The sequence below is a fragment of the Umezawaea sp. genome (assembly GCF_036375055.1).
In the GTDB taxonomy this organism is placed as follows: Bacteria; Actinomycetota; Actinomycetes; order Mycobacteriales; family Pseudonocardiaceae; genus Umezawaea.
Map to the genome: position 1 here is coordinate 16,914 of NZ_DASUSQ010000085.1, position 22,315 is coordinate 39,228.

The following is a 22,315-nucleotide window of genomic DNA, read 5'->3' on the forward strand; positions in this document are numbered from 1 at the left end:
TGACGCTGCGCATTTCGGCCTCTCAGCGGTGCCCCCGTACCCTGGGAGGCATGACCGCACCCGCTGAGACCTCCGCTGGAAAACGCGTGCTGCTGGCCAAGCCGCGCGGCTACTGCGCGGGTGTCGACCGTGCGGTCGTCGCGGTCGAGAAGGCCCTGGAGCAGTACGGCGCGCCCGTGTACGTGCGCAAGGAGATCGTCCACAACAAGCACGTGGTCGAGACCCTGAGCGACCGAGGTGCCATCTTCGTGGACCAGACCGAGGAGGTGCCCGAGGGCGCGCTCGTCGTGTTCTCGGCGCACGGCGTGTCCCCGGCGGTGCACGAGGAGGCCGCTTCCCGGTCCCTGCGCACCATCGACGCCACGTGCCCGCTGGTCACGAAGGTGCACATGGAGGCGAAGCGCTTCGCGCGCGACGACTTCGACATCCTGCTGATCGGCCACGAGGGTCACGAGGAGGTCGAGGGCACGGCGGGCGAGGCTCCCGAGCACATCCAGCTCGTGGACACGGCCGAGGACGTGGACAAGGTCGTCGTGCGCGACCCGTCCAAGGTGATCTGGCTCTCGCAGACCACGTTGTCGGTGGACGAGACGATGGTGCGGGTGAACCAGCTCAAGGGCCGCTTCCCGGAATTGCAGGACCCGCCGAGCGACGACATCTGCTACGCGACGTCGAACCGGCAGACCGCCGTGAAGACGATGGCACCGTCGTGCGACCTGGTGCTGGTGGTGGGGTCGAAGAACTCGTCCAACTCGGTGCGGCTGGTGGAGGTGGCCCTCCAGTCCGGGGCCAAGGCCTCCTACCTGGTCGACTACGCCAAGGAAGTGGACGAGGCGTGGTTGGAGGGCGTTTCCACGGTGGGCGTGACCAGCGGGGCTTCGGTGCCGGACATCCTGGTCATGGAGCTGCTGAAGTGGCTGGCTGAGCGCGGGTACGGGGCTGTGGAAGAGATCACCACGGCGAACGAGACGATCGCGTTCGCGTTGCCGAAGGAAGTGCGGCAGAGTCGGGTTCGTTGATCTTGTTGCTCTAGTTCCAGCGGGGTGTGGCCGATGTGACTCGGGGCCCCTCGATTTGCCCCCTTGTCGAGCTAAAAGGGCAGGTGGGAAGCCCTTGCCCGACAAATTTCAAGGGGCAGACCCCCAAGTAGCATCGGCCGCGCCACAGGGCACTCGTCCCACCGAGGTGCCGGCCCACCAGCCTCTGGCTGCTTGAGTTTGGCTTTGGGCCCCGGCCCCAACTCATGCCCCGCGCACGACTTCATCTCCGGTGCTCTGCTCTTCCGAACCCTTTCCCGGCCGCGCCCCGGTGTTGTGCGCACGTCGTGGCCTTGGGGGTTGTCAAGGCATCTTTCCCGCCTTGGCAACCCCCACGCGGCCATCGAGACGATTGCGCCATCGGGGTGAGACCGAACGGCCGAAAGCGTCAGTCGTCATCTCGGGGCCGAGGCCGCCGAGGCGGCACGGGCCGCTCCCCACGAGCCTGCCGAGGCGAGGACGGCCGATCACCGGGCGGCGGGGACGCGGCCCGGCGCCGCTCACCCTGAGCAGGCCGGGGCCGAGCCCGCCGCTCATCGTCGCCAGCGGGCGCTGGCCGCTTCCCCTCAGCGGGCGCGGGCCGCCGCCGAGGCCCGGTGTCCTCACGGGACCGCGCCTTCTCAGCCACGGGCTTGGCGACGGGCCGAGACGGCTTCTCAACCCGCTCGGCCCGCTCCCCGCGATCAGCCCGCTCCGCCCGATCGGCCTTCTTCACCTCACGGGCCTCGTCACGCGTCACCCGGTTCGGGTCCCGCTGCCGGAACACCCTCGCCACCCCGACCAGCACGGTGCAGATCGTGGTCACCGCCATGGTCGGGAACCCGTTGATCAGCGGTTTGCCGAGCGTCAGCGCGAGGCTGCTCAGCCCACCCGTCGCGGGCATCCCCTGGACCACCACGACGACCAGCGGCACCACGATCGCCAAGATCAACGGGGGTTGCACGACCGGACCGAACATGCTTCGGCGTTCAACGAACACGATCGCGCCGACGCACCCCAGGAAGAACAGGACGGTGAAGATCCACCCGACCGTCTTCGTCGAGTTCACGTCGATGAACGTGCCGATGATCGCCAGCACGAACGCGATGGCCACCGCCGCCCACCAGGGCAGGCCTTTGAAGTTGCCGAAGAGGGCGCGATCGTTCCAGGCGACGTCGTCCGAGTAGTCCTCGTCGTCGTCCAGCTCGCTTAGCCGCTCGCGCGTCACCGTCACGCACTCTCCTTGCTCGGCATCGTCCACGGAAGGGGCACACGGTAGTCGGTGCCGTGTCAGCGCACGCTACGGCCGTGAACGTCCCTCGTGAACATTCACGCCCCACGCGTCTCGAAGGATGCACGGAGTCCGAGATCGGGACGGCGGGCGAGCGTGACGAGAACCACTGATCGTGACACGGCCAGCCACAACACTCGATCAGGCGACACGCCGACCCGGTGGTGCTCGGCACTGTCGGTGCTTGGTCATAGCGTTGCCCCATGCGTCTGCTGCACACCTCCGACTGGCACGTGGGCCGCACGTTCCACGGTCGGGACCTGCTCGCCGAGCAGGAGGCGGTGCTCAGCGGGCTGGCCGACCTGGTGGTGACCGATCGGGTGGACGTGGTGGTCGTCTCGGGCGACCTGTACGACCGGGCGGTGCCGAACGCCGAGGCGGTGCAGACCTGCACCCGCGTGCTCGGCCGCATCAAGGCCGCAGGCGCCCGCATCGTGATCACGCCCGGCAACCACGACTCCGCGGCGCGGATCGGGGTGTTCGGCGAGTTCACGGCGGACGGCGGGCTGCACACGCGCACCCGGATCGCCGAGCTGGACCAGCCGGTGCTGCTTCAGGACGCGCACGGGCCGGTGGCGCTGTACGGGATCCCGTTCCTGGAGCCCGAGCCCGCGCGGCAGGCGCTGGACGTGCCCGAGGCGCGCGGCCACGCGGGCGTGCTGTCCGAGGCCATGCGGCGCGTGCGCGCCGACCTCGACACCCGGACCTCGACGCGGTCGGTGGTGCTCGCGCACGCGTTCGTGTCCGGTGGCGCGAGCAGCGACTCGGAGCGGACCATCGCGGTCGGCGGCGTGCAGGACGTGGCCACGTCGGTGTTCGACGGGGTCGACTACGTGGCGCTGGGCCACCTGCACGGCCCGCAGGTGCTGTCGGAGCGGCTGCGGTACTCGGGCAGCCCGATGGCGTACTCGTTCTCCGAGGCGGGCCAGGTGAAGTCCGTCTGGCTGGTGGAGCTGGACGAGGGCGGGCTCGCGGGCGTGGAGCGGCGCGAGCTGCCGGTGCCCCGCCCGCTGGCGGTCGTGACCGGAGCCCTGGACGACCTGCTGGACGACCCGGCGCACGACGCCGTGCACGACAGCTTCCTGTCCGTGGTGCTGACCGACCCCGTCCGCCCGCTGGACTCGCTGCGGCGGCTCCAGCGGCGCTTCCCGCACGCGGTGCACGTCGAGTGGAAGCCCGCGGGCGGGCGTGAGGCGGCGCTGCGGTTCGCGGTGCGCGGCCGGTCGGACGAGGACATCGCCTGCTGCTTCGTGGACGACTGCCGCAACGAGCCGCCGAACCGGCGCGAGCAGGCCCTGCTGCGCGAGGCGTTCGCCGCCGCGGCCAGGGAGGCCCAGTGAGGCTGCACAGCCTGGAGCTGGCGGCCTTCGGGCCGTACCCGAAGCGCGAGACCGTCGACTTCGACGTGCTCGGCGCGGACGGGCTGTTCCTGCTGCACGGCGACACCGGGGCGGGCAAGACGACCCTGCTCGACGCGGTCGCGTTCGCGCTGTTCGGCAAGGTCCCCGGCGCCCGCGGCGACGTGAAGAGGCTGCGCTGCGACTACGCGGACCCCGACGTGCGCACCGTCGTGGTGCTGGAGCTGACGGTGCAGGGCAGGCGGCTGCGCATCGAGCGCAGCCCGGAGTACCTGCGGCCGAAGAAGCGCGGCGAGGGCTTCACCAGGGAGCAGGCCAAGGCGACGCTGACGTGGGTCAGCGGGTGGCGCGGCGACGGGCACACCCGCATCGACGAGGTGGCGCTGGAGGTCGAGAACCTGCTCGGGATGAACGCCGAGCAGTTCTTCCAGGTCGTGCTGCTGCCGCAGGGCGAGTTCGCCCGTTTCCTGCGCGCGGACACGGCCGATCGCGAGAAGCTGCTGGAGAAGCTGTTCGGCACGCAGCGGTTCCTGGACGTGGAGAACTGGTTCCGCGCCCGCCGGACGGCCGCGGGGCAAGCCCTGGAGCAGCACCGGCAGGTCGGGCGCGCGCTGGTGCAGCGGGTGTCCGAGGCCGCGGGCGAGGAGGCGCCGGAGGTCGGCGACGAGGAGTGGCTCACCTCCGTGCTGAAGCGGCTGGACGCGGTGCTCGGCGACGCCGAGGCCGTGGCGCGCTCGACGGCGACCGCCCGCGAGGCGGCCGAGGGCGCGCTGGCGTCGGTCCGCGTCGAAGCCGACCGGGTGCGCAGGGTGCGCGCGGCCCGGCGGGCGCTGGACTCGTGCGAGGAGGCCGAGCCGCGGCGCCTGGCGTGGGTCGCCGAACGCGGGGCGGCCCGGCGGGCGGCCCCCGTGGTGCCGTCGCACGACGCGACCGTCCGACTGGGGCGGTCGCTGCACGCGGCCAGGGCCGCGGAGGCCGCGGCGTTCTCGGCCCTCGCCGGGTACACCGGCACCGACCTGCGCGGCGATTCCGAACGGCTGCGCGAGGAGGCGGGCGGGCTGAACCAGCTCGCCGCCGAGGCCGAGCGGCAGCGGCGCGACGCGGAGCGGGTGGTCGCGCTGACCGCCTCGCGGGAACGGCTCGAACGGCGGGTGGCCGCGGTCGACCCGACGTTGCCCCAGCAGGTGGCGGCGGCGCGCGCGGCCGTGGAGGAGTCGGCGGTCGCGGCGGCCAGGCTCGCCGAGGTGGCGGCGCGGGCGGACGCGGCCCGGCGGCTGCCCGCGGCCGAGCAGGCGCTGACGGCGGCCGGGGACGGCGTCCGCGCCGCGATCGACGAGCACCAGGAGGCCCAGGGGCACCTGCTCGACGTGCGGCGGCAGCGGCTGGACGGGATGGCCGTCGAGCTGGCCGCCGCGCTGGCCCCCGGCAGGGCGTGCCTGGTGTGCGGCTCGGCCGAGCACCCGGCGCCCGCGCGGCCGGTGCTGGACGCGGTCGGGGCTGCGGACGAGGAGCGGGCGGCCGAGCGCGAGCAGGCGGCGGCCCGGCGGCGCGGCGTGGCCGAGCAGGAGCGGCTGGCGGCGGAGCACCGGGTCGAGTCGCTGCGCGAGGTGATCGACGACCGGCCGCTGGGCGACCTGCTGCGGGAGCACGAGGAGACGTCGGCACTGGCCCGCCAGCGGTCGGCCAGGGAGTCTGCGCGGCGCGAGCTGGAGCGGCGGCTGGAGGAGACCACCGCCGCGCGCGCCGCCGCCGAACGCGACCTCGTGGAGGTGTCCACGCAGCTCACGGCGTTGACGGAGACCGTGACGGCGCGGGCCGAGCGGCTGGACGAGGCGCGCGGCGACTTCCCGGACGTGCTGGCCCGCCGGGCGCACCTGCTCGACCTGGCCGACGCGCTCGTGGAGGCGGCGAACCGGCGCGCGGCCGTCGCCGACGCGGAGGCGCGCCTGGAGGAGCAGCGGGTCACGACGTCGGAGCTGGCCGCCAGGGCCGGGTTCGCCGACGTCGAGGAGGCGCTGTCGGCCGCCCGGACCGACGCGGCGCTGACCCTGCTCGACCAGCGGATCACCTCGCTGGACAACACGCGGGCGGCGGCGGCGTCCGCGCTCGCCGAGCTGGCGGACGTCGACCCGGACCTGGACGTCGACGTGGAGGGCGTGGAGGAGCGGTTCCGGGCGAGCCGCGAGGAGGCGCAGCAGGCCGCGTCGGCGCTGTCGTCGGCCCGGACGGCGCTGCACCGGGTCGAGGAGCTGGCCGCGCGGCTGCGGGCGCGGTGGGTCGAGTTCGAGCCGGTCGAGGCGGAGTTCGCCGAGCTGGACGCGCTGACGGACGTGATCAACGGGCGCGGGCAGAACCACCGGCGGATGACGCTGCGGACCTACGTGCTGGCGTCGCGGCTGGAGGAGGTCGCCGTGGCCGCGAGCACGCGGCTGGAGCGGATGAGCCAGGGCCGCTACCGGTTCGTGCACTCCCTCGAAGCGGGCGCGCGCGGCACCCGCGGCGGGCTGGGGCTCGACGTGCTGGACGACTACTCCGGCCAGCAGCGGCCCGCGAAGACCCTGTCCGGCGGCGAGTCGTTCCTGGCGTCGCTGTCGCTCGCCCTCGGGCTCGCGGACGTGGTCGCGGCCGAGACCAGCGGCGTGCTGCTGGACACCCTGTTCGTCGACGAGGGCTTCGGCACGCTCGACGCCGACACCCTCGACCTGGTGATGAACACGCTCGACGAGCTGCGCGCGGGCGGGCGGGTCGTCGGCCTCGTGTCGCACGTCGAGGAGCTGCGGCAGCGCATTCCCACCCGGTTGCGGGTCCGCAAGGCCCGGACCGGCTCGACGTTGCAGGTCACCGCGTAGACTTCCCGTTCGTGAGTTTGACCCTCGGCATCGTCGGCCTGCCCAACGTCGGCAAGAGCACCCTGTTCAACGCGCTGACCCGCAACGACGTGCTCGCCGCGAACTACCCGTTCGCGACGATCGAGCCCAACGTCGGTGTCGTTCCGCTGCCCGACGAGAGGCTGGCGAAGCTCGCCGAGATCTTCGGGTCCGAGAAGCTGGTGCCCGCCGTGGTGTCGTTCGTCGACATCGCGGGCATCGTGAAGGGCGCCTCGGAGGGTGAGGGGCTCGGCAACAAGTTCCTCGCCAACATCCGCGAGGCCAACGCGATCTGCCAGGTCGTCCGCGTCTTCGACGACCCCGACGTCGTGCACGTCGACGGCCGCATCGACGCGAGCAGCGACATGGAGACGATCAACACCGAGCTGATCCTCGCCGACCTCCAGACGTTGGAGAAGGCCATCCCCAGGCTGGAGAAGGAGGCGCGGACCCAGAAGGACCGCCGCCCCGCCCTCGACGCCGCCCAGAAGGCCAAGGCGATCCTCGACAGCGGTCGCACGATGTTCAGCGCGCAGTCCGAAGTGGACAACGACCTGCTGCGCGAACTCAGCCTGCTGACCACCAAGCCGTTCCTGTACGTCTTCAACGCCGACGAGGGCATCCTCACCGACGACGCGAAGATGAAGGAGCTGCGCGAGCTGGTCGCCCCCGCCGACGCGGTCTTCCTGGACGCCAAGGTGGAGTCGGAGCTGCTGGAGCTGGACGAGGAGTCCGCCCGCGAACTCCTGGAGTCCATCGGCCAGCACGAACCGGGCCTGTACTCCCTCGCCCGCGCGGGTTTCCACACCCTGGGCCTCCAGACCTACCTCACGGCGGGCCCGAAGGAAGCCAGGGCGTGGACCATCCCGCAGGGCGCGACCGCCCCGCAGGCGGCGGGCGTGATCCACACGGACTTCGAGCGCGGCTTCATCAAGGCCGAGGTCGTGTCCTACGACGACCTGGTCGAGTCGGGCTCCAAGGCCGCCGCGAAGGCGGCGGGCAAGGTCCGCATGGAGGGCAAGGACTACGTGATGGTCGACGGGGACGTGGTGGAGTTCCGCTTCAACGTCTGACCCCGCGTTCCACGACGGCCGTCACGCGACTCGCGTGGCGGCCGTTCGCGCGTCACGGGCCCCCGCCCCGCGGCGGTCCAGCAGCCAGTCGGTGAGCAGGAGGAGCAGCAGGGGGCTGAGCCAGACGCCGATGCTCGCGGTGCTGAACGTCAGCATCTCCCGGCTGCCGCCGAACGTGGTGTCCAGCTGGGGCGTGAGCACGATCGTCGCCACCACGGTGATCACCCGGCTCAGGACGATCGACATGGCGAGCGCGAAGCTGCGGGACATCCACCTGCGGTGGTCGCCGAAGCGGCGCTGTCGGGCCGCGCGCAGGCCGATGAGCGTGACCAGGAGCCACAGCGCGGAGCCCACGAGGTTGGCGACCCGCACGGACGGGCCCGCCGCGGTGTGCCAGCCGATGTACAGCCCGAGCAGCCCGGCGGGCAGCACCCCCGCGTAGACGTAGACCCGGCCGGTGATCCGGTGGCCGCGCCGGTGGCGGGTGCGGAACGCGGGCCAGACCTGGAAGCACGCGGTGACCATCGCGACGGTGCCGAAGAGCACGTGCGCCACCAGCAGCGGGTGGTACAGGTCGTTGCCCGGCGGCGCGGGCAGGCGGGAATCGGCCGGGTCGCCGGTCAGGTAGGGCGGTACCGAGAAGACCAGGAAGGCCGCCGCCACCAGCATCAGCGGCGCGATCCAGGGGCGGCGCCACCAGGTCTGGGCTGGTCTGGGCGTCGGGGTCGTCGGCGAGGTCATGGTGATCCGTTCACGGTGGGGAACAACTACGTACAACATACATAAAAACGTATGACATACGTAGTTTTAGGATGGTCCACGACGACGAGGACGGGACGGCGGATGACGACACGCGACGACAGGGGCTCGGACCTCCAGCGCAGCCTCGCGCTGCTCTGGGCGGGGCGCTCCCGCGGCAAGCGCGGGCCGCGACCCCGGCTGACCGCCGAGCAGATCGCGCGCGCCGCGATCCGGATCGCGGACGCCGACGGCCTGGAGGCGCTGTCGATGCAGCGGATCGCCTCCGACCTCGGCTTCGCGACGATGTCGCTCTACAACCACGTCGCGAGCAAGGACCTCCTGCTGGAGGTGATGGTCGACGTCGCGGCCGGGAAGCCGCCCGACCTCGGCGGGGCGTCCGACCTCCGCCCCGCGGTCCGGCGCTGGGTCGCCGCGCTGTGGGCGGGCTTCCGGAGCCACCCCTGGCTGCTGCGCGTCCCGCTCGACCACACGCCGATCGGTCCCAACCAGCTCGCCTGGCTCGACCGCCTGCTGCGCCCCCTGCTCGGGGCCGGGCTGGCGGCGGGCGAGGCGCGGGCGGCGGCGCTGCACCTGACCGCGGTCGTGCGCGGCACCGCCCAGATCAGCCTGGACATGGGCAGCGCGCACAAGACCGACGGCGGGCGCCCGCGCACCGAGGCCGAACTGGTGCTGGCCCTGTCCGACCTGGTCACCGCGGACGACTACCCGGCACTGGCCGCCGTCCACGCCGCCGAGACCGCCGACCACGGCGCGGAACCGCTCGGCGAGGACGCGCTGCCCGCCGAACTGGCTTTCGGCGTCGACCGCTTCCTGGACGGCATCGAGGCGTGGACGGCTGAGCGGACCGGGTAGTCGTCCGCGGTGACCGGACGGCGGCGGCCGGTCCGGTGGCCCGCGAAACGAAATGATCACCGTGGCGATGGACAGGTATGACCCAGCCTGGACTGCTGCCCGCCCGTTCCGCCGACGGCCGCACGATGATCGGCCACGTCGTCGTGTGCCGGACGGCCGGTGAGGTCGCCGTCGCACACCTCGGCGTCGACGGCGTGACGACCGGCGAGTGGGTGGCGCCGGTCGGGGAATCGCTGCTGGAGCACTGCGCGGGACGCGCGCTGCTGGCGTGGGACACCGCCGAAGCCGTGGCGGTCGTGCGCGAGTGGGCGTTGGCCGAGGGGCTGACGGAGGTGAACCCGGTCACCGTCACGCTGCCCGAGGTCGTGGCCGAGGTGGCCGGTGCTCGGGACGCGTACGCCGCCGTGGTGGCCGAGCAGCAGGCGTCCCGGTTGGAGTCCGGTGACCTCCGCTGGCCGGTGACGCTGCCGGACCCGCTGCCCGCGACCCTGGAGGACCTGCGGCGGCGGGCGAGGATCGTGGTGCCGTCGGACGTGTCCGAGGCCGTGGCTCAAGCCCGGTTGATCTGCGGGCTCGGCGAGTGGGTGGTGCGGCGCTGGCAGGAGAACGCCGACGTGCTGGACCGGCGCGAGCACCTGCGGGCGGTGTTCGGGGAACCGTCGTTGTTGGCCCCGCTGTGGGAGGAGCGCGTGGCCGAAGCCGCGGCGGGGCGGGAGTAGGGCCGAAGGCATGGGGGCTGTCCCGAGAAGGGACAGCCCCCATGGACGACCGACTAGTGCAGCTGGTGGCGGTCGCGTGCGGCCAGGGCCAGCACGCCGCCAGCGGTGAACAGCATTCCGACAGCGGCGACGAGCGCCACCACGATGTCCGCGGTCATGATTCTCCCCGTGGTTGTGGACTCCCACCTGTCATGACGTTCGGGTACCCACTTTTTGCTCCCCGAGTCGGCTACTTCACACTGGAAATGTCGCCAACCCCGAGGAGGCCCCGCGTGTGTCCGCGCGCCGTGGAAGCTCGCGTGCTCGCCGTCGCGCCGTGGCTGCTGGTGTTGTCCCTGCTCGGACAGCTGACGATGGTCGCGTTCCAGACGCAGATGACCATGATCGACCTGATGGTCTACCGGAACGGGTCGCCGGAGATCTTCACCGGTCTGCTCTACGAGTGGCGGCTGAGCGAGTTCTCGGACAAGTTCGCGCTGCCGTTCACGTACCCGCCGTTCTCGGCGTTCGTGTTCCTGCCGCTGTCCTGGGTCCCCTGGGGCGTGGCGCGCTGGTTCTGGCAGATCCTCTGCCTCGCGTGCCTGTACTGGTTGATCCGCACGGCGCTGAAGATGATCGACGCCGAGCACCTGTCCCGCCGCGCGATGCTGTGGACGGCGCTGGCGATCTGGGTCGAACCGGTGCGCACGACCCTCAACTACGGCCAGATCAACCTGCTGCTGGCCGCCGTGCTCCTCGCCACGATGGCGAGTTCCCGCCCCTGGGTGGCGGGGTTCGGCGTCGGCCTGACCGCGGGCATCAAGCTGACGCCCGCGGTGTCGGGCGTGTACTTCCTCGGCACCAGGCGGTTCGCCGCGGCGGTCTGGTCGGTCGTGGCGTTCGCGCTGACCGTCGGGTTCGGGTTCCTGATCGCGCCGCAGCTCTCGAAGGAGTACTGGTTCCACCTGCTCGGTGACGCCTCGCGGGTCGGACCGGTCGGGTCGTCGATCAACCAGTCGCTGCGCGGCGCGCTGTCGCGGACCGTCGGCTACGACGTGCAGACCGGCCCGATCTACCTGGTCGCGGTCGCCGTCGCCGTGGTGCTGCTGGTGTGGGCGCTGCGGGAGGCGTTGCGGGCCCAGGAGACGCTGGCCGCGATCGTCGTGGTGCAGGTGTTCGGGCTGCTCGTGTCGCCGATCTCGTGGAGCCACCACTGGGTGTGGGCGGTGCCCGCGCTGATGTGGCTGCTCTACGGATCGGCCAACCGCAACAGGCTGGTCAACGCCACCGCGATCGTCTGGGTGCTGGCGATCGGCAGCTTCCTGATCTCGTTCCTGCTGATCTGGCAGGACTCCATCTGGACCATCCCGCGCCCCTGGTGGGAGTCGCTGCTGGGCTGGGTCTACCCGGCCGCCGGCGTGCTCACGCTGGTCGCCGTCGCGGTCGGTCTGCGGGCCAGGAACGCGGACCCGCGGACCGCGGAGGAGACCAGCAGCCCGGCGTCCGAGCCGCAACCTGCTGACCGGCGGTGAGGTAGGCGCCCACGGCGAACGCGGCGCTGTCGCCCGCGGGCCGGTGCGAGCCGCGCGCGTGCTCGACGCGCAGCGGGCTGTCGGCGGGCAGCGCCAGCACGGCCTTCGCCAGCCCCGACACGGCGAAGCCGTTGGCCTGCGCGCCGCCGACCCGCAGCCCGGTCACGTCGCTGAACAGCCGCCTCGACGCGTCGCGGAACAGCGTCCGCGACGCGTCGAGCAGCGCCTGGTCCGCGTCCACCACGCCGATCCGGGTGAACGACGGCAGCGACGTGGTCAGCGCGTCCGGAGGCGGCGGTGATCTCACCGAACCGCGTCCCCGACGATCGCGCAAGGGCCTGAAGCGACCACGCTGAGCTGCGACAACGTTCGGTTCACCGTTCTCGCGCGAGCCGCCGACCGGTCAGCCGAGGGCGTCGATCACGCCGTCGATCTCGTTGGCCAGGCTGATGTCGAGCGCGGTGACACCCCCCTTGGAGTGCGTGCTCACGCGGAACGTCAGCGTCCGCCAGCGGATGTCGATGTCCGGGTGGTGGTCGTCGTTCTCCGCGATCTCGGCCACCCGGTTCACCACCTGGATCGCCTGCGCGAAGCTCTTCAGCTCCACGATCCGCATCAGCGAGTCCTCTTGCGCGCTCCAACTCGGCAGGCTACGCAGCGCCTCGGTCACCTGGTCGTCGGTCATCAGTTCGGCCATGGCCCTGATGGTCCCACCGAGTCGCGTACGCTGCCGCTTACCACGGGAGTCCGGTACTGCGCCGGGCTGAGAGGAAGGCGCGCGAGCCTTCGACCGTCCAACCTGATCCGGATCATGCCGGTGTAGGGAGAGACCTGATGCTTCGCCGAGTTCTGACCGCTGCCGCCTGCCTGTCGCTGGTCGCGGGGTGTTCCCTGGGCGGCGGCGAGTCCGCGCCCGCCGCGGGCGAGCGCGTCGTCACGCTCGTGACGCACGACTCGTTCACCGCCAGGCAGGAGACGCTGGACGCCTTCAAGGCCTCCTCCGGCATCACGATCAAGCAGGTCGCCAGCGGTGACGCGGGCGCGCTGACGAACAAGCTGGTGCTCACCAAGGCCAACCCGATCGGCGACGTCGCGTTCGGCGTCGACTCCACGTTCGCCTCGCGCGCGCTGACCGAGGGCGTGTTCGCGGAGTACGCGAGCCCCGAGGCGACCAAGGGCGCGCAGCGCTACCAGGTCGACGGCGGCGACAAGCTGCACGCGGTCGACGTCGGCGACGTGTGCCTGAACGTCGACATCGCCGGTCTCGCCGCGAAGGGCGTGCCGGAGCCCACGTCGTACGCCGACCTGATCGACCCGAAGTACCGGGACATGCTCGTCGTCGAGGACCCGGCGACCTCCTCGCCCGGTCTCGCGTTCCTGCTCGGCACCATCGGCGAGTACGGGGCCACGGGCTGGAGCGACTACTGGACCAAGCTCAAGGCCAACGGCGTCAAGGTCGTCAGCGGCTGGGAGGAGGCCTACAACCAGGACTTCTCCGGCTCCGCTGGCAAGGGGCCCCGCCCGATCGTCGTGTCGTACGCGTCCTCGCCGTCGGCCGAGATCGGCGAGGACGGGAACCCGCGCACCAAGGCCGTGCTGGACACCTGCTACCGCCAGGTCGAGTACGCGGGCGTGCTGGCGGGCGCGAAGAACCCCGAGGACGCCGAGAAGGTGCTGGACTTCCTGCTCTCCGAGCAGTTCCAGGCCGACGTGCCCGAGCAGATGTACGTGTACCCGTCGCGCGAGGGCGTGACGCTGCCCGAGGCGTGGACCAAGGCCGCGCCGCTGCCGACGTCGCCGCAGACCCTGCCCGCCGACCAGGTCAGCGCCAACCGCGAGCAGTGGGTGTCCCAGTGGCGCACGCTCGTAGTGGGCTGATCTGGGCGTTCGCCGCGCTGGTCCCGCTGCTGTTCCTCGGGGTCTTCTTCGCGTGGCCGGTGCTCGCGATCGTGCACCTCGGGTTGCGCGACGGCGGGGTCGGCGAGGTGCTGGCCGCCGCCGGCACGTGGGAGCTGGTCGGGTTCACCCTCGGCCAAGCCGCGGCGTCGACGGTGTTGGCGCTGGTCGCGGGTCTGCCGGTGGCGTTCCTGCTGGCTCGCTGCGAGGTCGCGGGCACGGGGTTCGTGCGGGCCGCGGTGATGGTGCCGTTCGTGCTGCCGACCGTGGTGGTGGGCCTGGCCTTCCGGGCGCTGTGGCCGGACGGCGGGGTGCTGCCGATCGTGCTGGCCAACGCGTTCTTCAACGTCGCGGTGGTGGCGCGGACCGTCGGGGGGCTGTGGGCGCACACCGACCGCCGCGCGGAGGACGCCGCCCGCGCGCTGGGCGCGTCCCGCCCGAGGGCGTTCGCCTCGGTCGTGCTGCCCGCGCTGCTGCCCGCCATCGGATCGGCGGCCTCGGTGGTGTTCCTGTTCTGCGCCACCAGCTTCGGGGTGGTGCTGGTGCTCGGCGGGGCCCGCCACCGCACCCTGGAGACCGAGATCTACCTGCGGACGGTGGAGCTGTTCGACCTGTCCGGCGCCGCCGCGCTGTCCCTGCTCCAGTTCGCCGCCGTGCTCGCCGTGCTGCTGCTCGGCGGGCTGGCGCGCAGGCGCCGGGAGACGGCGCTGTCGCTGCGCGGCCGTGCCGAGGTCGTGCGCAGGCCCACCGGCGGCGAGTGGGGTGTGGTCGCGGTGGCGTTCGCCGTCGTGCTCACGCTGCTGGTTCCCGTCGTCGGCCTCGTCGTCCGCTCCCTGTCCACGGTGGACGGCTGGAGCCTCGCGGGCTACCGGGCGCTGACCGGCACGGGGGAGCGCGGCACCCTGGCCGTGTCCGGGGTCGACGCGGCGGTGAACTCCCTGCGCACCGCGACGGACGCGACCCTGCTGGCGTTGACCATCGGCGTGTTCTCCGCCGTCGTGCTGGTCGGCCTGCGCCGAGGCCGAACCCCCCTGGGCATCGGCGAGGTGCTGGACACCGCGTTGATGCTGCCGCTGGGCGTGTCCGCGGTGACGGTCGGCTTCGGCTACCTGATCACGATGGACGCGCTGCCCGGCGACCTGCGCACGTCACCCGCGCTGGTCCCGCTGGCGCAGGCCCTCGTCGTGACACCGCTGGTCGTCCGGATCGTGCTGCCGGTGCTGCGCGCCGTCGACGAACGGCTGCGGCAGGCCGCCGCGACGCTCGGCGCGAGCCCGTGGCGGGTGTGGCGCGAGGTCGACCTGCCGCTCGCAGGCCGGTCGCTGGCCGCCGCGGCCGGGTTCGGGTTCGTGGTGGCGCTGGGGGAGTTCGGCGCGACCAGCTTCCTGGCGCGGCCGGACGCGCCGACGCTGCCGATCGTGATCGCCCGGCTGATGTCGCGGCCCGGCCAGCTCAACAGCCAGATGGCGTACGCCGCGTGCGCGCTGCTGATGGTCGTCACGATCGCCGCGGTGCTGCTGATCGAGAAGCTGCGCGTGCCCAGCAGTGGGGAGTTCTGATGTCGTTGCGGCTCACCGGGGTCGGCGTCCGCTACGGCGCCGTCACGGCCGTGTCCGGTGTGGACCTGGAGGTCGCGGACGGGGAGGTCGTCGCGCTGCTCGGCCCGTCCGGCTGCGGCAAGTCGACGCTGCTGCGCGCGGTCGCGGGCCTGGAACGGCCCAGCGCGGGCGCGGTCCGGTGGGACGACGAGGACCTGGCGGGCGTCCCGGTGCACCGCAGGGGATTCGGGCTGGTGTTCCAGGACGGGCAGCTGTTCCCGCACCGGGACGTCGCGGGCAACGTGGCGTTCGGGATGCGGATGCACGGCGTGGAGACCGAGGCGCGGCACAAGCGCGTCGCCGAACTCCTGGACCTGGTCGGCCTCGGCGGCTACCAGAAGCGCAAGGTCACCGAGCTGTCCGGCGGCGAGCAGCAGCGGGTCGCGCTGGCCCGCGCCCTGGCCCCCCGACCCCGGTTGCTGCTGCTGGACGAACCCCTGTCGGCGCTGGACCGGGCGCTGCGCGAGCAGTTGGCCGTCGACCTCGCCCGGCTGCTGCGCGAAGCGGGCGCCACGGCGCTCGTCGTCACCCACGACCACGACGAGGCGTTCACGCTCGCCGACCGGGTCGCCGTCATGCGCGCGGGCCGCATCCGGCAGGTCGGCCCGCCCACCGAGGTCTGGCGGTCGCCGGTCGACGTCGACACGGCGAAGTTCCTGGGCTGCGGCAGGGTCCTGCCCGCCGCCGCGGCCCTCGACCTGCTGGGGATCACCGTTCCGGGCCGCGTCGGCCTGCGGTCCACGGCGCTGCGCGTCGACTCCGACGGCCCGCTGGACGGCCTGGTCGAGGAACGGGTGCACCGCCGCGACCACGTGCGGCTGCTGGTGACCGTGCGGGGCGAGGAGTTCGAGGCGGTCGCCCCGATCGCCGAGCCACCCGCGCTCGGCGACCGGGTGCGCCTCTCGGTCGACCCCGACGGGCTAGCCGTCCTTGGTGACCAGGCGGATGGCGGCCAGTGACAGGCCGATGAGCAGGTAGCACGCGGCCAGGCCGGTGCTGTTCCACAGGCCGTCCACCGGCATCGGGTCGCGCATCACGTCGGCGAGGCCGTCCCACGCCGAGGTGATCAGGTACGGCTGGAGCCAGTCCAGCGCGCTGAACGCCCCGAGCACGGCGAACACGATGATCCCGGCCATGGTCGCGGCCATCACCACCAGCGGGTGCTCGGTGCACGCGGAGATCGCCAGCGCCACGGCCGCGACGGCCCACACCTGGAACGTCACGAGCAGGATCGTCAGCACGATCCGGCCCAGCGCCGCGCCGACCGACAGCGTCGTGCCGGACACCGTGAGCATCCCGTCCATGCCGAACAGGACCACACCGGTGATCGCGCCGACGAGGGCCATCAGCGTCACCGCGAACAGCGACATGACCGCGATGCCGAACGCCTTGATGCCCAGCAGCCGGAGCCGGCCGACCGGCGCGACCATCAGGCCGCGCAGCGTGCCGCTGTTCGCCTCACCCGCGAGGCCGTCGGCCGCCCAGATCGCGCCGACCAGCGGCAGCAGCAGCGGCAGCGACAGGAACAGCGTGAAGATCGGCAGGACGAGGCCGTTGCCCGCGATGATCGCGGCGAGCCCCGGCCCGGCCGGGCCGTCGGTGTTGTCGACGGCGAACCACAGGCCTGCACCGGCCAGGATCGGGACCACGCACAGCAGCCCCAGCCCGATCACCGTGCGCGGGCGGCGCAGGATCCACCGCAGCTCCGAGCGCAGTTGCCGGGTCAACGGGGCGCGCGTGGCGACAGCCGTGGTCATCGTGCCCCCTCGATGGTGTCCACTGAGGACAGGTGCTCGGATTCCCCGGCCTCGGTGAGCCGCGCGAACAGCTCTTCGAGACCGGTGCGCTGGCGGACCGCCTCGTGGATCTCCACGCCCGCCTGCACCAGCGTCTGGAAGACCGCGGGTGCCGTCGTGCCGATCAGCTCGACCCGCACGCCCTCCTCGGACGGGCGGGCGGAGATCCGGGCGGCGCGCAGCGCGGTCAACGCGGTGTCCACGTCGGACGTGGTCACCTGGAGGGCCGTGCTGTCGGACTGCAACAGCTCGGCCAGTTCCCCCTGCGCCACCACGGTTCCCCGGTGCAGCACGGCCACGTGCGTGCACGTGGCCTCGATCTCGCTCAGCAGGTGCGACGACACCAGCACCGTGCTGCCCGCCGCGTGCAGGTCGCCGATGACCTTGCGCACCTCGCGCGTGCCCGCGGGGTCGAGGCCGTTCGTCGGCTCGTCCAGCACGATCAGCCTGCGCGGCACCAGCAGCGCCGCCGCCAGCCCGAGCCGCTGCTTCATGCCCAGCGAGTACCCCCGGTACCGCCGGTGCGCGGCCTGCGCCAGCCCGACGCGCTCCAGCGCGTCCTCCACCGACTGCTTGACCGCCCCCGTCGCCAGCAGCGGTTCGAACGCCGCGACGCGCCGCAGGTTCTCCCGGCCCGACAGGAACGGGTGGAACCCCGGCCCCTCGACCAGCGCACCGACGTGCGGCAGCGCGTCGGCCGCCCCGTCGGGCAGCGCCCGCCCGAGCAGCTCCACGGTGCCCTCGGTCGGCTTCACCAGCCCGAGCAGCATCCGGATCGTGGTCGTCTTCCCCGACCCGTTGGGCCCGAGCATCCCCATGACCGCGCCCTCGGGCAGGTCCAGGTCCACCCGGTCCACCGCGACCGTGCTGCCGTACGTCTTGCGCAGACCCCGCGTGCGAGCGGCGAGGACCGGGGTGGAGCCCGCCGGAGCGGACTCCACCCGTGCGCTGGTCGAAGTGGTCACTTCACCTGGCCGATCGCCTCGGTCAGCACCTGCTCCGGAACGGCGCCGAGCGCGACGCGCCCGTCGTCGGCCAGCAGGACGTTGCCGATCTTGCTGCTGATCAGCGTTCCGCTGCCCCACGCGCCGCTGACCGGCTTGCCGAGCTGCTTGAGCAGGTCCTGCGGGTTGCCCGCCTGCTCACGGCCGGGGCCGCGGCGGTCGGACTCCTCCTCGGCGGGCAGCTGCATCCCCGCCAGGGTCTCCGCGGGGGTCCTGGCGACGACCACGGTGTCCCAGCCGTCGCCGATGATCTGCGGCGACGCCTCACCCAGGGCCTTCTCCGCCTGGGCCTTGTCCTGCTCGGACGGGGCCTCCGCCTCCTTCTCGTCGACCTTCGCGCTGGCCGACGGGGTGAACTGGAACAGACCCGCGTCCTGGGCGCCGACGGTCAGCTCCGAGAAGCCGACCTGCACGGCGGGCTCGTCGGTGCCGTTGGTCAGCAGCGACACCCGCAGCGGCAGCCGCAGCTCCGAGTCGACCGCGACGCGCACCTCGCGCAGCACCGTCCGCTCGGAGGGCTTCGGCGTGAGCACCAGCTCGTACGCCGAGCGGTTGGCCACGCGGGCCGTGCCGTCGACGGTCACGGTGCTGGTCTTCTCGATCTCCGACACCACGTCCCGCGCCACCTGGAGCGGGTCGGCGGGCTTGCCGTCCTCGCCCAGACCGAGGCCGAGGCCCAGGTCGTGGTCGGGCTTGGCGTCCGCCGAGCCGCGCGGCGTCCTGGTGACGCTCTGCGTCTCCGAGTTCCACGCCCAGATCGTCGTGCCGTCGTCGACGATGGTCCGCTCGGAGTCGCCGGTCGGCAGCGAGACCCGCGACCGGCCCTGGCCGTCGGTCCACATGCGGACCTGGCTGGCGCCGTCGGACAGCTGCGGCAGACCGGCGATGGCCGGGATGCCGAGGCTGTTGTTCACGTCCACCGTGCCGCCGAACGCGGCGGGCTTCGCCGTGAGCACCGATTCGACGAGGGACTGCGCGTCGACCTGGGGCAGCACAGGCGCGGGCCCCGCACCGGCGGGCATCGCCAGCGCCCCCAGACCCGCGACCCCGGCCACCACCCCGGCCGCCGCTACGGCCACGGTCACCCTTCTCCTGTTCATGTCCCCTCCTCCTGCCGTCCGGCCGTGTGCCGTTCGACACCACCGACAGTGCCCGGACCACGCTGAGATCGCGCTGAGAGCCTGAGAGACCGCTGAGATCCCCAGCCGATTGTGCTCCTCAGGCGGCATGCTTGCGGGTGTGAGACCACGGGTGCTGGTTGTCGACGACGAGATCGGTGTGCGGCGGGCGCTGGAGCGTGGCCTGTCGGCGGAGGGCATGGAGGTCGTGACCGCCGCGGACGGCCCCAACGCGCTGCGCGTGGCGCTGACCGGCGCGTTCGACGTCGTGCTGCTCGACATCATGCTGCCCGGCCTGTCCGGCTACCGGGTGCTCCAGCGGATGCGGGCCGAGGGCGTGCGCACACCGGTGCTGATGGTCTCGGCCAAGGACGGCGAGGTCGACCAGGCCGACGGGCTCGACCTCGGCGCCGACGGCTACCTGGTCAAGCCGTTCTCGTTCGTGGTGCTGGTCGCCCAGGTGCGGGCGCTGCTGCGCCGCAACTCCGGCGGCGGCTCCCGGCGCAGGCTCAAGCTGGGCGAACTGGTCGTGGACCGCGGGCTGCGCGAGGTCACCTGGGCGGGCGCGCCGGTCGCGCTGAGCCCCCGCGAGTACGCCGTGCTCGACGTCCTGGCGGGCCGCGCGGGCTCCGTCGTGACGAAGGACGAGCTGCTGCGCACCGTGTGGGGCGACGAGCAGGCCGCCACCCGCAACGCCGTCGAGGTGTACGTCGGCTACCTGCGGCGCAAGCTCGACGCGATGGGCGCGGGCGAGGTCGTCCGCACGGTCCGCGGCCACGGCTACCTCGCCTCCACCGCCGACCTCGACGCGGCGCTCGGCGCGACCGCGCAGCGGGCGGCTCGTAGGTGAACCCGCGTCGGTGGTGGTTCCGGCGCACGCTGCGCTTCCGGATCACCGTGGTGGCCACCGGCGTCGCGTGGCTGTGCCTGATGGCGCTGACGAGCCTCGCCCCGAGCCTGATCGCCCGCGTGCAGATCAGCGCCGTCGACTCCGAGCTGACCAAGGCCGTCGCGCTCGGCTCCGGCCCGTCCGTGCGGGTGCTCGACACGGCGGGCGCGCCGCTGGACGGCCTTCCCGCGCCCGACCTGACGCCCGCGGAGGTGCGGACGCTGAAGTCCGGCAGGCCCGTGCTGCGCGAGGACGGCGTGAGCGCGATGCGCTGGCTGGGCCGCGTCGACACCGCTCCCGACGGCACGCCGAGGCTCATCGCCGCTGGTGACACGCTCGTCGGCTACAACGGCGCCAACGACCTCGGCACCAGGTGGCTGGCCGTCGCCACGGCACTGGTCGCGCTGCTGGTCGGCATCGCCACCTGGCTGTCCGTCCGGTCGTCGCTGCGCCCGGTCGAGCGGATGCGCGTGGCCGCCGCCCAGCTGCCCCGCGGCCAGCGCCTGCCCGTCCCGGAGTCGCAGGACGAGCTCCAGGCGCTCGCGGAGGCGTTGAACGGCCTGCTCGCGCGGCGGGACGAGGCCACCGAGCGGCTGCGCAGGTTCACCGGCGACGCCGCCCACGAGCTGCGCTCACCCGTCACGTCGGTGCGCGCCCAGGCCGAGGTCGCCGTCGCCCACCCGGACCCGGACTTCTCCCTGGAGGTCCTCGAATCCGTGGTGGAGGAGTCCGAGCGCCTGTCGGAGCTGGTCGACGCCCTGCTGATCCTGGCCCGCGCCGACAGCGGCGAACTCCCGCGCGCCGAACCCGTCGACCTCGCCCTCCAGGTGCACTCCGCCGTCGACCGCATGCCCCCGCACGACCTGCTCGTGCAGGTCGCGGCCCCGATGAGCGCCTGCATGGTGTCCGCGACCCGCACCGAGGTCGAACTGGTCGTCGACAACCTCGTCCGCAACGCCTCCCGCTACGCGACCAGCCTGATCCGCATCTCGGTGCTGCCCGCCGTCCGCGAGATCCGCCTCGTCGTGGACGACGACGGCCACGGCATCCCGCCCGAGCACTGGGCCCGCGTGTTCGACCGCTTCTACCGCGTCGAGGAGCACCGCGGCCGGGCCAGCGGCGGGTTCGGCCTCGGCCTGGCGCTCGTCGCCCACCTCGTCCGGCAGCGCAGGGGCTCCGTCCGGGTCCTCGACTCGCCCCAGGGCGGCGCGCGATTCGAGATCCGTTGGCCCGCTTACCGTTGATTTCACAGGTGAATGGCAGTATTCGGCCGTGCCCGATCTCCGTGCGACCACGCTCGTCGAAGCGCCCGTCCGAACCGTCGCGGGCGCTCTGCTGGACGGTCGCCTGCTGGCGTCGTCCGTGCGCGGTCTCGGCGTCCGGATCTCCGGGGGTTCCGGCATCCTGCACGTGGGGGCGGAGCTGTCCGGGTCCGTCGGTCCGGTGCGCGGGAAGCTGGTCGTCACCCGCGCGGACGTGACCGGCGTGGCGGCGGAGCTGGTCGACGGCCCGCTGCCGATGCTGGCGCTGACGACGGACCTGGTGGAGACCGGCGGCGGCACGCTCGTCGTCGACGCCGTGGAGTGGATCAGCCCCGGCGGCCCGTTCGGGAGGCTCGCCGACGTGATCGTGGGCCGGGGGCTGGCGCTGAACATCCTCGAAGCACGGGCGGGTGCCGTGTCCCGGCGGGCGTCGCAGCTGGTCAACGCCGACGTGGTGGTCGGAGCGGCCATCGTGCGGGACGGTCTGCTGCTGGTGCAGCAGCGGGACTTCCCGGTGGAGGCGGCCGGTCGGTGGGAGGTGCCCGGCGGTCGCGTCGACCACGGTGAGAGCGACGGCGAGGCGCTGGCGCGGGAGTGCGCCGAGGAGCTGGGCGTGGAGATCGTGGTGGGGGAGCAGGTCGGGCCGGACGTGCCGCTGCGGGCCGAGCTGCTGCTGAGGGTGTTCGCGGCGACGCTGGGCTCGGGCGAACCGGAGGCCCGCGAGCACCGGGCGGTGCGGTGGGTCGGGCCGTCGGACCTGGACGGCCTGGACTGGCTGCCCGCCGACCGCGTGCTGGTGCCCGGACTGCGGGACCTCCTGTCCTCTGACTAGGGACCAGGTGGCGGGACCGAGGATGACGTCGCCGACGCGGCTCGTGCCGCGTCGGCTCGTGGACGACCCGGCGCGCGAGACGCGCGGACCGGAGATCCGCTCGGCGGCCGGACCGCCGAGCGGCACGGTCCTGGCGCGGCTGGAGAGCAGGTGGGAGGACGTCGATCCCGCCGAGAGGGGCAGGCCGAAACGGCGGTACCACCGGCTGGGCGGTGCTCGACGGCATCGTGCGCGGTGACCGGCGGACGCGGAACACCGCGCGGGTCCTCCGCCGGCTGCTCCCGCCCTGCGGGCTCCTCCGCGGCTGTTCCCCGCTCTGCGGTTCCTTCTCCGGCTGTTCCCCGCTCTGCGGTTCCTCCTCCGGCTGTTCCCCGCCCTGCTGCTGGTGACCGCCATGATCGTCGCCGTCGCCGCGGTGTCGCCCACCGGAACCGCGGTGCTCGCCGCGGTCGCGGGCGGCGCCGCGGCGGC

The 22,315-nt window shown here is 72.9% G+C and carries 21 protein-coding genes; 14 read left to right on the top strand and 7 right to left on the bottom strand.

Translation table 11 applies throughout. The annotated features are described in order from the left end of the window. The first annotated feature begins 50 nt into the window (after window positions 1-50). Window positions 51-1,019 carry a 4-hydroxy-3-methylbut-2-enyl diphosphate reductase gene (locus VFZ92_RS24000; protein WP_330878270.1) on the top strand — a complete coding sequence of 323 codons (969 nt, stop codon included), beginning with the start codon at window positions 51-53 and terminating at the stop codon, window positions 1,017-1,019. Window positions 1,020-1,425: 406 nt separating this feature from the next. Here VFZ92_RS24000 and VFZ92_RS24005 read toward each other — a convergent pair whose 3' ends face one another. Then, entirely contained in the window at window positions 1,426-2,250 is an 825-nt protein-coding gene (locus tag VFZ92_RS24005) for a DUF6542 domain-containing protein (protein ID WP_330878271.1), read from the bottom strand. Window positions 2,251-2,510: 260 nt separating this feature from the next. On the opposite strand from VFZ92_RS24005, the gene VFZ92_RS24010 reads away from it, so the two are divergent. Genes VFZ92_RS24010 through ychF form a run of 3 tightly spaced genes read left to right on the top strand, consistent with a single transcriptional unit; the run spans window position 2,511 to window position 7,605 of the window. Continuing rightward, on the top strand, window positions 2,511-3,647 hold the full coding sequence (locus VFZ92_RS24010; RefSeq protein WP_330878272.1) for an exonuclease SbcCD subunit D: 1,137 nt from the start codon (window positions 2,511-2,513) through the stop codon (window positions 3,645-3,647). Next, entirely contained in the window at window positions 3,644-6,514 is a 2,871-nt protein-coding gene (locus tag VFZ92_RS24015; RefSeq protein ID WP_330878273.1) for an SMC family ATPase, read from the top strand. Before VFZ92_RS24010 ends, VFZ92_RS24015 begins: the two co-directional genes overlap by 4 nt. A gap of 11 nt (window positions 6,515-6,525) precedes the next feature. Continuing rightward, on the top strand, window positions 6,526-7,605 hold the full coding sequence (ychF, locus tag VFZ92_RS24020; RefSeq protein WP_330878274.1) for a redox-regulated ATPase YchF: 1,080 nt from the start codon (window positions 6,526-6,528) through the stop codon (window positions 7,603-7,605). Window positions 7,606-7,626: 21 nt separating this feature from the next. On the opposite strand, the gene VFZ92_RS24025 is transcribed toward ychF, so the two are convergent. After that, window positions 7,627-8,346: a DUF2306 domain-containing protein gene (locus tag VFZ92_RS24025; RefSeq protein WP_330878275.1), complete on the bottom strand. Its 720-nt coding sequence runs from the start codon at window positions 8,344-8,346 to the stop codon at window positions 7,627-7,629. 102 nt (window positions 8,347-8,448) lie between these two features. On the opposite strand from VFZ92_RS24025, the gene VFZ92_RS24030 reads away from it, so the two are divergent. From VFZ92_RS24030 to VFZ92_RS24040, 3 genes are all read left to right on the top strand, one after another. Beyond that, a complete protein-coding gene (locus VFZ92_RS24030) occupies window positions 8,449-9,219 on the top strand; it encodes a TetR/AcrR family transcriptional regulator (protein ID WP_330878276.1) in 771 nt (256 codons plus the stop codon). 77 nt (window positions 9,220-9,296) lie between these two features. Further along, on the top strand, window positions 9,297-9,938 hold the full coding sequence (locus VFZ92_RS24035) for a DUF6218 family protein (protein WP_330878277.1): 642 nt from the start codon (window positions 9,297-9,299) through the stop codon (window positions 9,936-9,938). Between the two features lie 299 nt (window positions 9,939-10,237). Beyond that, window positions 10,238-11,449, top strand: coding sequence for a mannosyltransferase (locus VFZ92_RS24040; RefSeq protein ID WP_330878278.1), 1,212 nt, complete (start codon window positions 10,238-10,240; stop codon window positions 11,447-11,449). On the opposite strand, the gene VFZ92_RS24045 is transcribed toward VFZ92_RS24040, so the two are convergent. Together VFZ92_RS24045 and VFZ92_RS24050 are read right to left on the bottom strand one after the other, a co-directional pair. After that, complete coding sequence (locus tag VFZ92_RS24045; RefSeq protein WP_330878279.1) at window positions 11,340-11,756, bottom strand: hypothetical protein; 417 nt, start codon at window positions 11,754-11,756, stop codon at window positions 11,340-11,342. The genes VFZ92_RS24040 and VFZ92_RS24045 overlap by 110 nt on opposite strands. Before the next feature lie 96 nt (window positions 11,757-11,852). Further along, window positions 11,853-12,146: a 4a-hydroxytetrahydrobiopterin dehydratase gene (locus tag VFZ92_RS24050; RefSeq protein WP_330878280.1), complete on the bottom strand. Its 294-nt coding sequence runs from the start codon at window positions 12,144-12,146 to the stop codon at window positions 11,853-11,855. A 137-nt stretch (window positions 12,147-12,283) separates the two neighbouring features. Here VFZ92_RS24050 and VFZ92_RS24055 point away from each other — a divergent pair, with 137 nt between their 5' ends. The 3 genes from VFZ92_RS24055 to VFZ92_RS24065 are packed head-to-tail and all read left to right on the top strand — an operon-like array spanning window position 12,284 to window position 15,902. Then, window positions 12,284-13,327 (top strand): thiamine ABC transporter substrate-binding protein, encoded by a 1,044-nt coding sequence (locus VFZ92_RS24055; RefSeq protein ID WP_330878281.1) that lies wholly within the window; start codon window positions 12,284-12,286, stop codon window positions 13,325-13,327. Beyond that, window positions 13,291-14,904, top strand: a complete 1,614-nt coding sequence (locus VFZ92_RS24060; RefSeq protein WP_414719992.1) for an ABC transporter permease — start codon at window positions 13,291-13,293, stop codon at window positions 14,902-14,904. Before VFZ92_RS24055 ends, VFZ92_RS24060 begins: the two co-directional genes overlap by 37 nt. Continuing rightward, entirely contained in the window at window positions 14,904-15,902 is a 999-nt protein-coding gene (locus tag VFZ92_RS24065; RefSeq protein WP_330878283.1) for an ABC transporter ATP-binding protein, read from the top strand. Before VFZ92_RS24060 ends, VFZ92_RS24065 begins: the two co-directional genes overlap by 1 nt. Here VFZ92_RS24065 and VFZ92_RS24070 read toward each other — a convergent pair. Genes VFZ92_RS24070 through VFZ92_RS24080 form a run of 3 tightly spaced genes read right to left on the bottom strand, consistent with a single transcriptional unit; the run spans window position 15,864 to window position 18,843 of the window. Then, entirely contained in the window at window positions 15,864-16,700 is an 837-nt protein-coding gene (locus VFZ92_RS24070) for an ABC transporter permease subunit (RefSeq protein ID WP_330878284.1), read from the bottom strand. The two genes, VFZ92_RS24065 and VFZ92_RS24070, sit on opposite strands and share 39 nt — an antisense overlap. Beyond that, window positions 16,697-17,704 (bottom strand): ABC transporter ATP-binding protein, encoded by a 1,008-nt coding sequence (locus tag VFZ92_RS24075; protein WP_330878285.1) that lies wholly within the window; start codon window positions 17,702-17,704, stop codon window positions 16,697-16,699. Before VFZ92_RS24075 ends, VFZ92_RS24070 begins: the two co-directional genes overlap by 4 nt. Next, on the bottom strand, window positions 17,701-18,843 hold the full coding sequence (locus VFZ92_RS24080) for a LolA family protein (protein ID WP_330878286.1): 1,143 nt from the start codon (window positions 18,841-18,843) through the stop codon (window positions 17,701-17,703). Before VFZ92_RS24080 ends, VFZ92_RS24075 begins: the two co-directional genes overlap by 4 nt. A gap of 127 nt (window positions 18,844-18,970) precedes the next feature. Between VFZ92_RS24080 and VFZ92_RS24085 the strand changes: the two genes are divergently transcribed. From VFZ92_RS24085 to VFZ92_RS24100, 4 genes are read left to right on the top strand one after another with little or no spacing between them, the layout of a single operon-like run. Continuing rightward, window positions 18,971-19,711 carry a response regulator transcription factor gene (locus tag VFZ92_RS24085; protein WP_330878287.1) on the top strand — a complete coding sequence of 247 codons (741 nt, stop codon included), beginning with the start codon at window positions 18,971-18,973 and terminating at the stop codon, window positions 19,709-19,711. Then, entirely contained in the window at window positions 19,708-20,994 is a 1,287-nt protein-coding gene (locus VFZ92_RS24090; RefSeq protein WP_330878288.1) for a sensor histidine kinase, read from the top strand. The genes VFZ92_RS24085 and VFZ92_RS24090 overlap by 4 nt, the downstream gene beginning before the upstream one ends. Before the next feature lie 28 nt (window positions 20,995-21,022). Continuing rightward, complete coding sequence (locus VFZ92_RS24095; RefSeq protein WP_330878290.1) at window positions 21,023-21,844, top strand: NUDIX domain-containing protein; 822 nt, start codon at window positions 21,023-21,025, stop codon at window positions 21,842-21,844. A gap of 22 nt (window positions 21,845-21,866) precedes the next feature. Next, window positions 21,867-22,082: a hypothetical protein gene (locus VFZ92_RS24100; RefSeq protein ID WP_330878291.1), complete on the top strand. Its 216-nt coding sequence runs from the start codon at window positions 21,867-21,869 to the stop codon at window positions 22,080-22,082. Window positions 22,083-22,315: the final 233 nt, after the last annotated feature.

What these genes read in the sequence shown, in the direction of transcription:
- VFZ92_RS24000 (WP_330878270.1), top strand. Translation starts at nt 51, where the DNA reads ATGACCGCACCCGCTGAGACCTCCGCTGGAAAACGCGTGCTGCTGGCC.
- VFZ92_RS24010 (WP_330878272.1), top strand. Translation starts at nt 2,511, where the DNA reads ATGCGTCTGCTGCACACCTCCGACTGGCACGTGGGCCGCACGTTCCAC.
- VFZ92_RS24025 (WP_330878275.1), bottom strand. Translation starts at nt 8,346, where the DNA reads ATGACCTCGCCGACGACCCCGACGCCCAGACCAGCCCAGACCTGGTGG.
- VFZ92_RS24030 (WP_330878276.1), top strand. Translation starts at nt 8,449, where the DNA reads ATGACGACACGCGACGACAGGGGCTCGGACCTCCAGCGCAGCCTCGCG.
- VFZ92_RS24035 (WP_330878277.1), top strand. Translation starts at nt 9,297, where the DNA reads ATGACCCAGCCTGGACTGCTGCCCGCCCGTTCCGCCGACGGCCGCACG.
- VFZ92_RS24050 (WP_330878280.1), bottom strand. Translation starts at nt 12,146, where the DNA reads ATGGCCGAACTGATGACCGACGACCAGGTGACCGAGGCGCTGCGTAGC.
- VFZ92_RS24055 (WP_330878281.1), top strand. Translation starts at nt 12,284, where the DNA reads ATGCTTCGCCGAGTTCTGACCGCTGCCGCCTGCCTGTCGCTGGTCGCG.
- VFZ92_RS24065 (WP_330878283.1), top strand. Translation starts at nt 14,904, where the DNA reads ATGTCGTTGCGGCTCACCGGGGTCGGCGTCCGCTACGGCGCCGTCACG.
- VFZ92_RS24070 (WP_330878284.1), bottom strand. Translation starts at nt 16,700, where the DNA reads ATGACCACGGCTGTCGCCACGCGCGCCCCGTTGACCCGGCAACTGCGC.
- VFZ92_RS24080 (WP_330878286.1), bottom strand. Translation starts at nt 18,843, where the DNA reads ATGAACAGGAGAAGGGTGACCGTGGCCGTAGCGGCGGCCGGGGTGGTG.
- VFZ92_RS24085 (WP_330878287.1), top strand. Translation starts at nt 18,971, where the DNA reads ATGCTTGCGGGTGTGAGACCACGGGTGCTGGTTGTCGACGACGAGATC.
- VFZ92_RS24100 (WP_330878291.1), top strand. Translation starts at nt 21,867, where the DNA reads ATGACGTCGCCGACGCGGCTCGTGCCGCGTCGGCTCGTGGACGACCCG.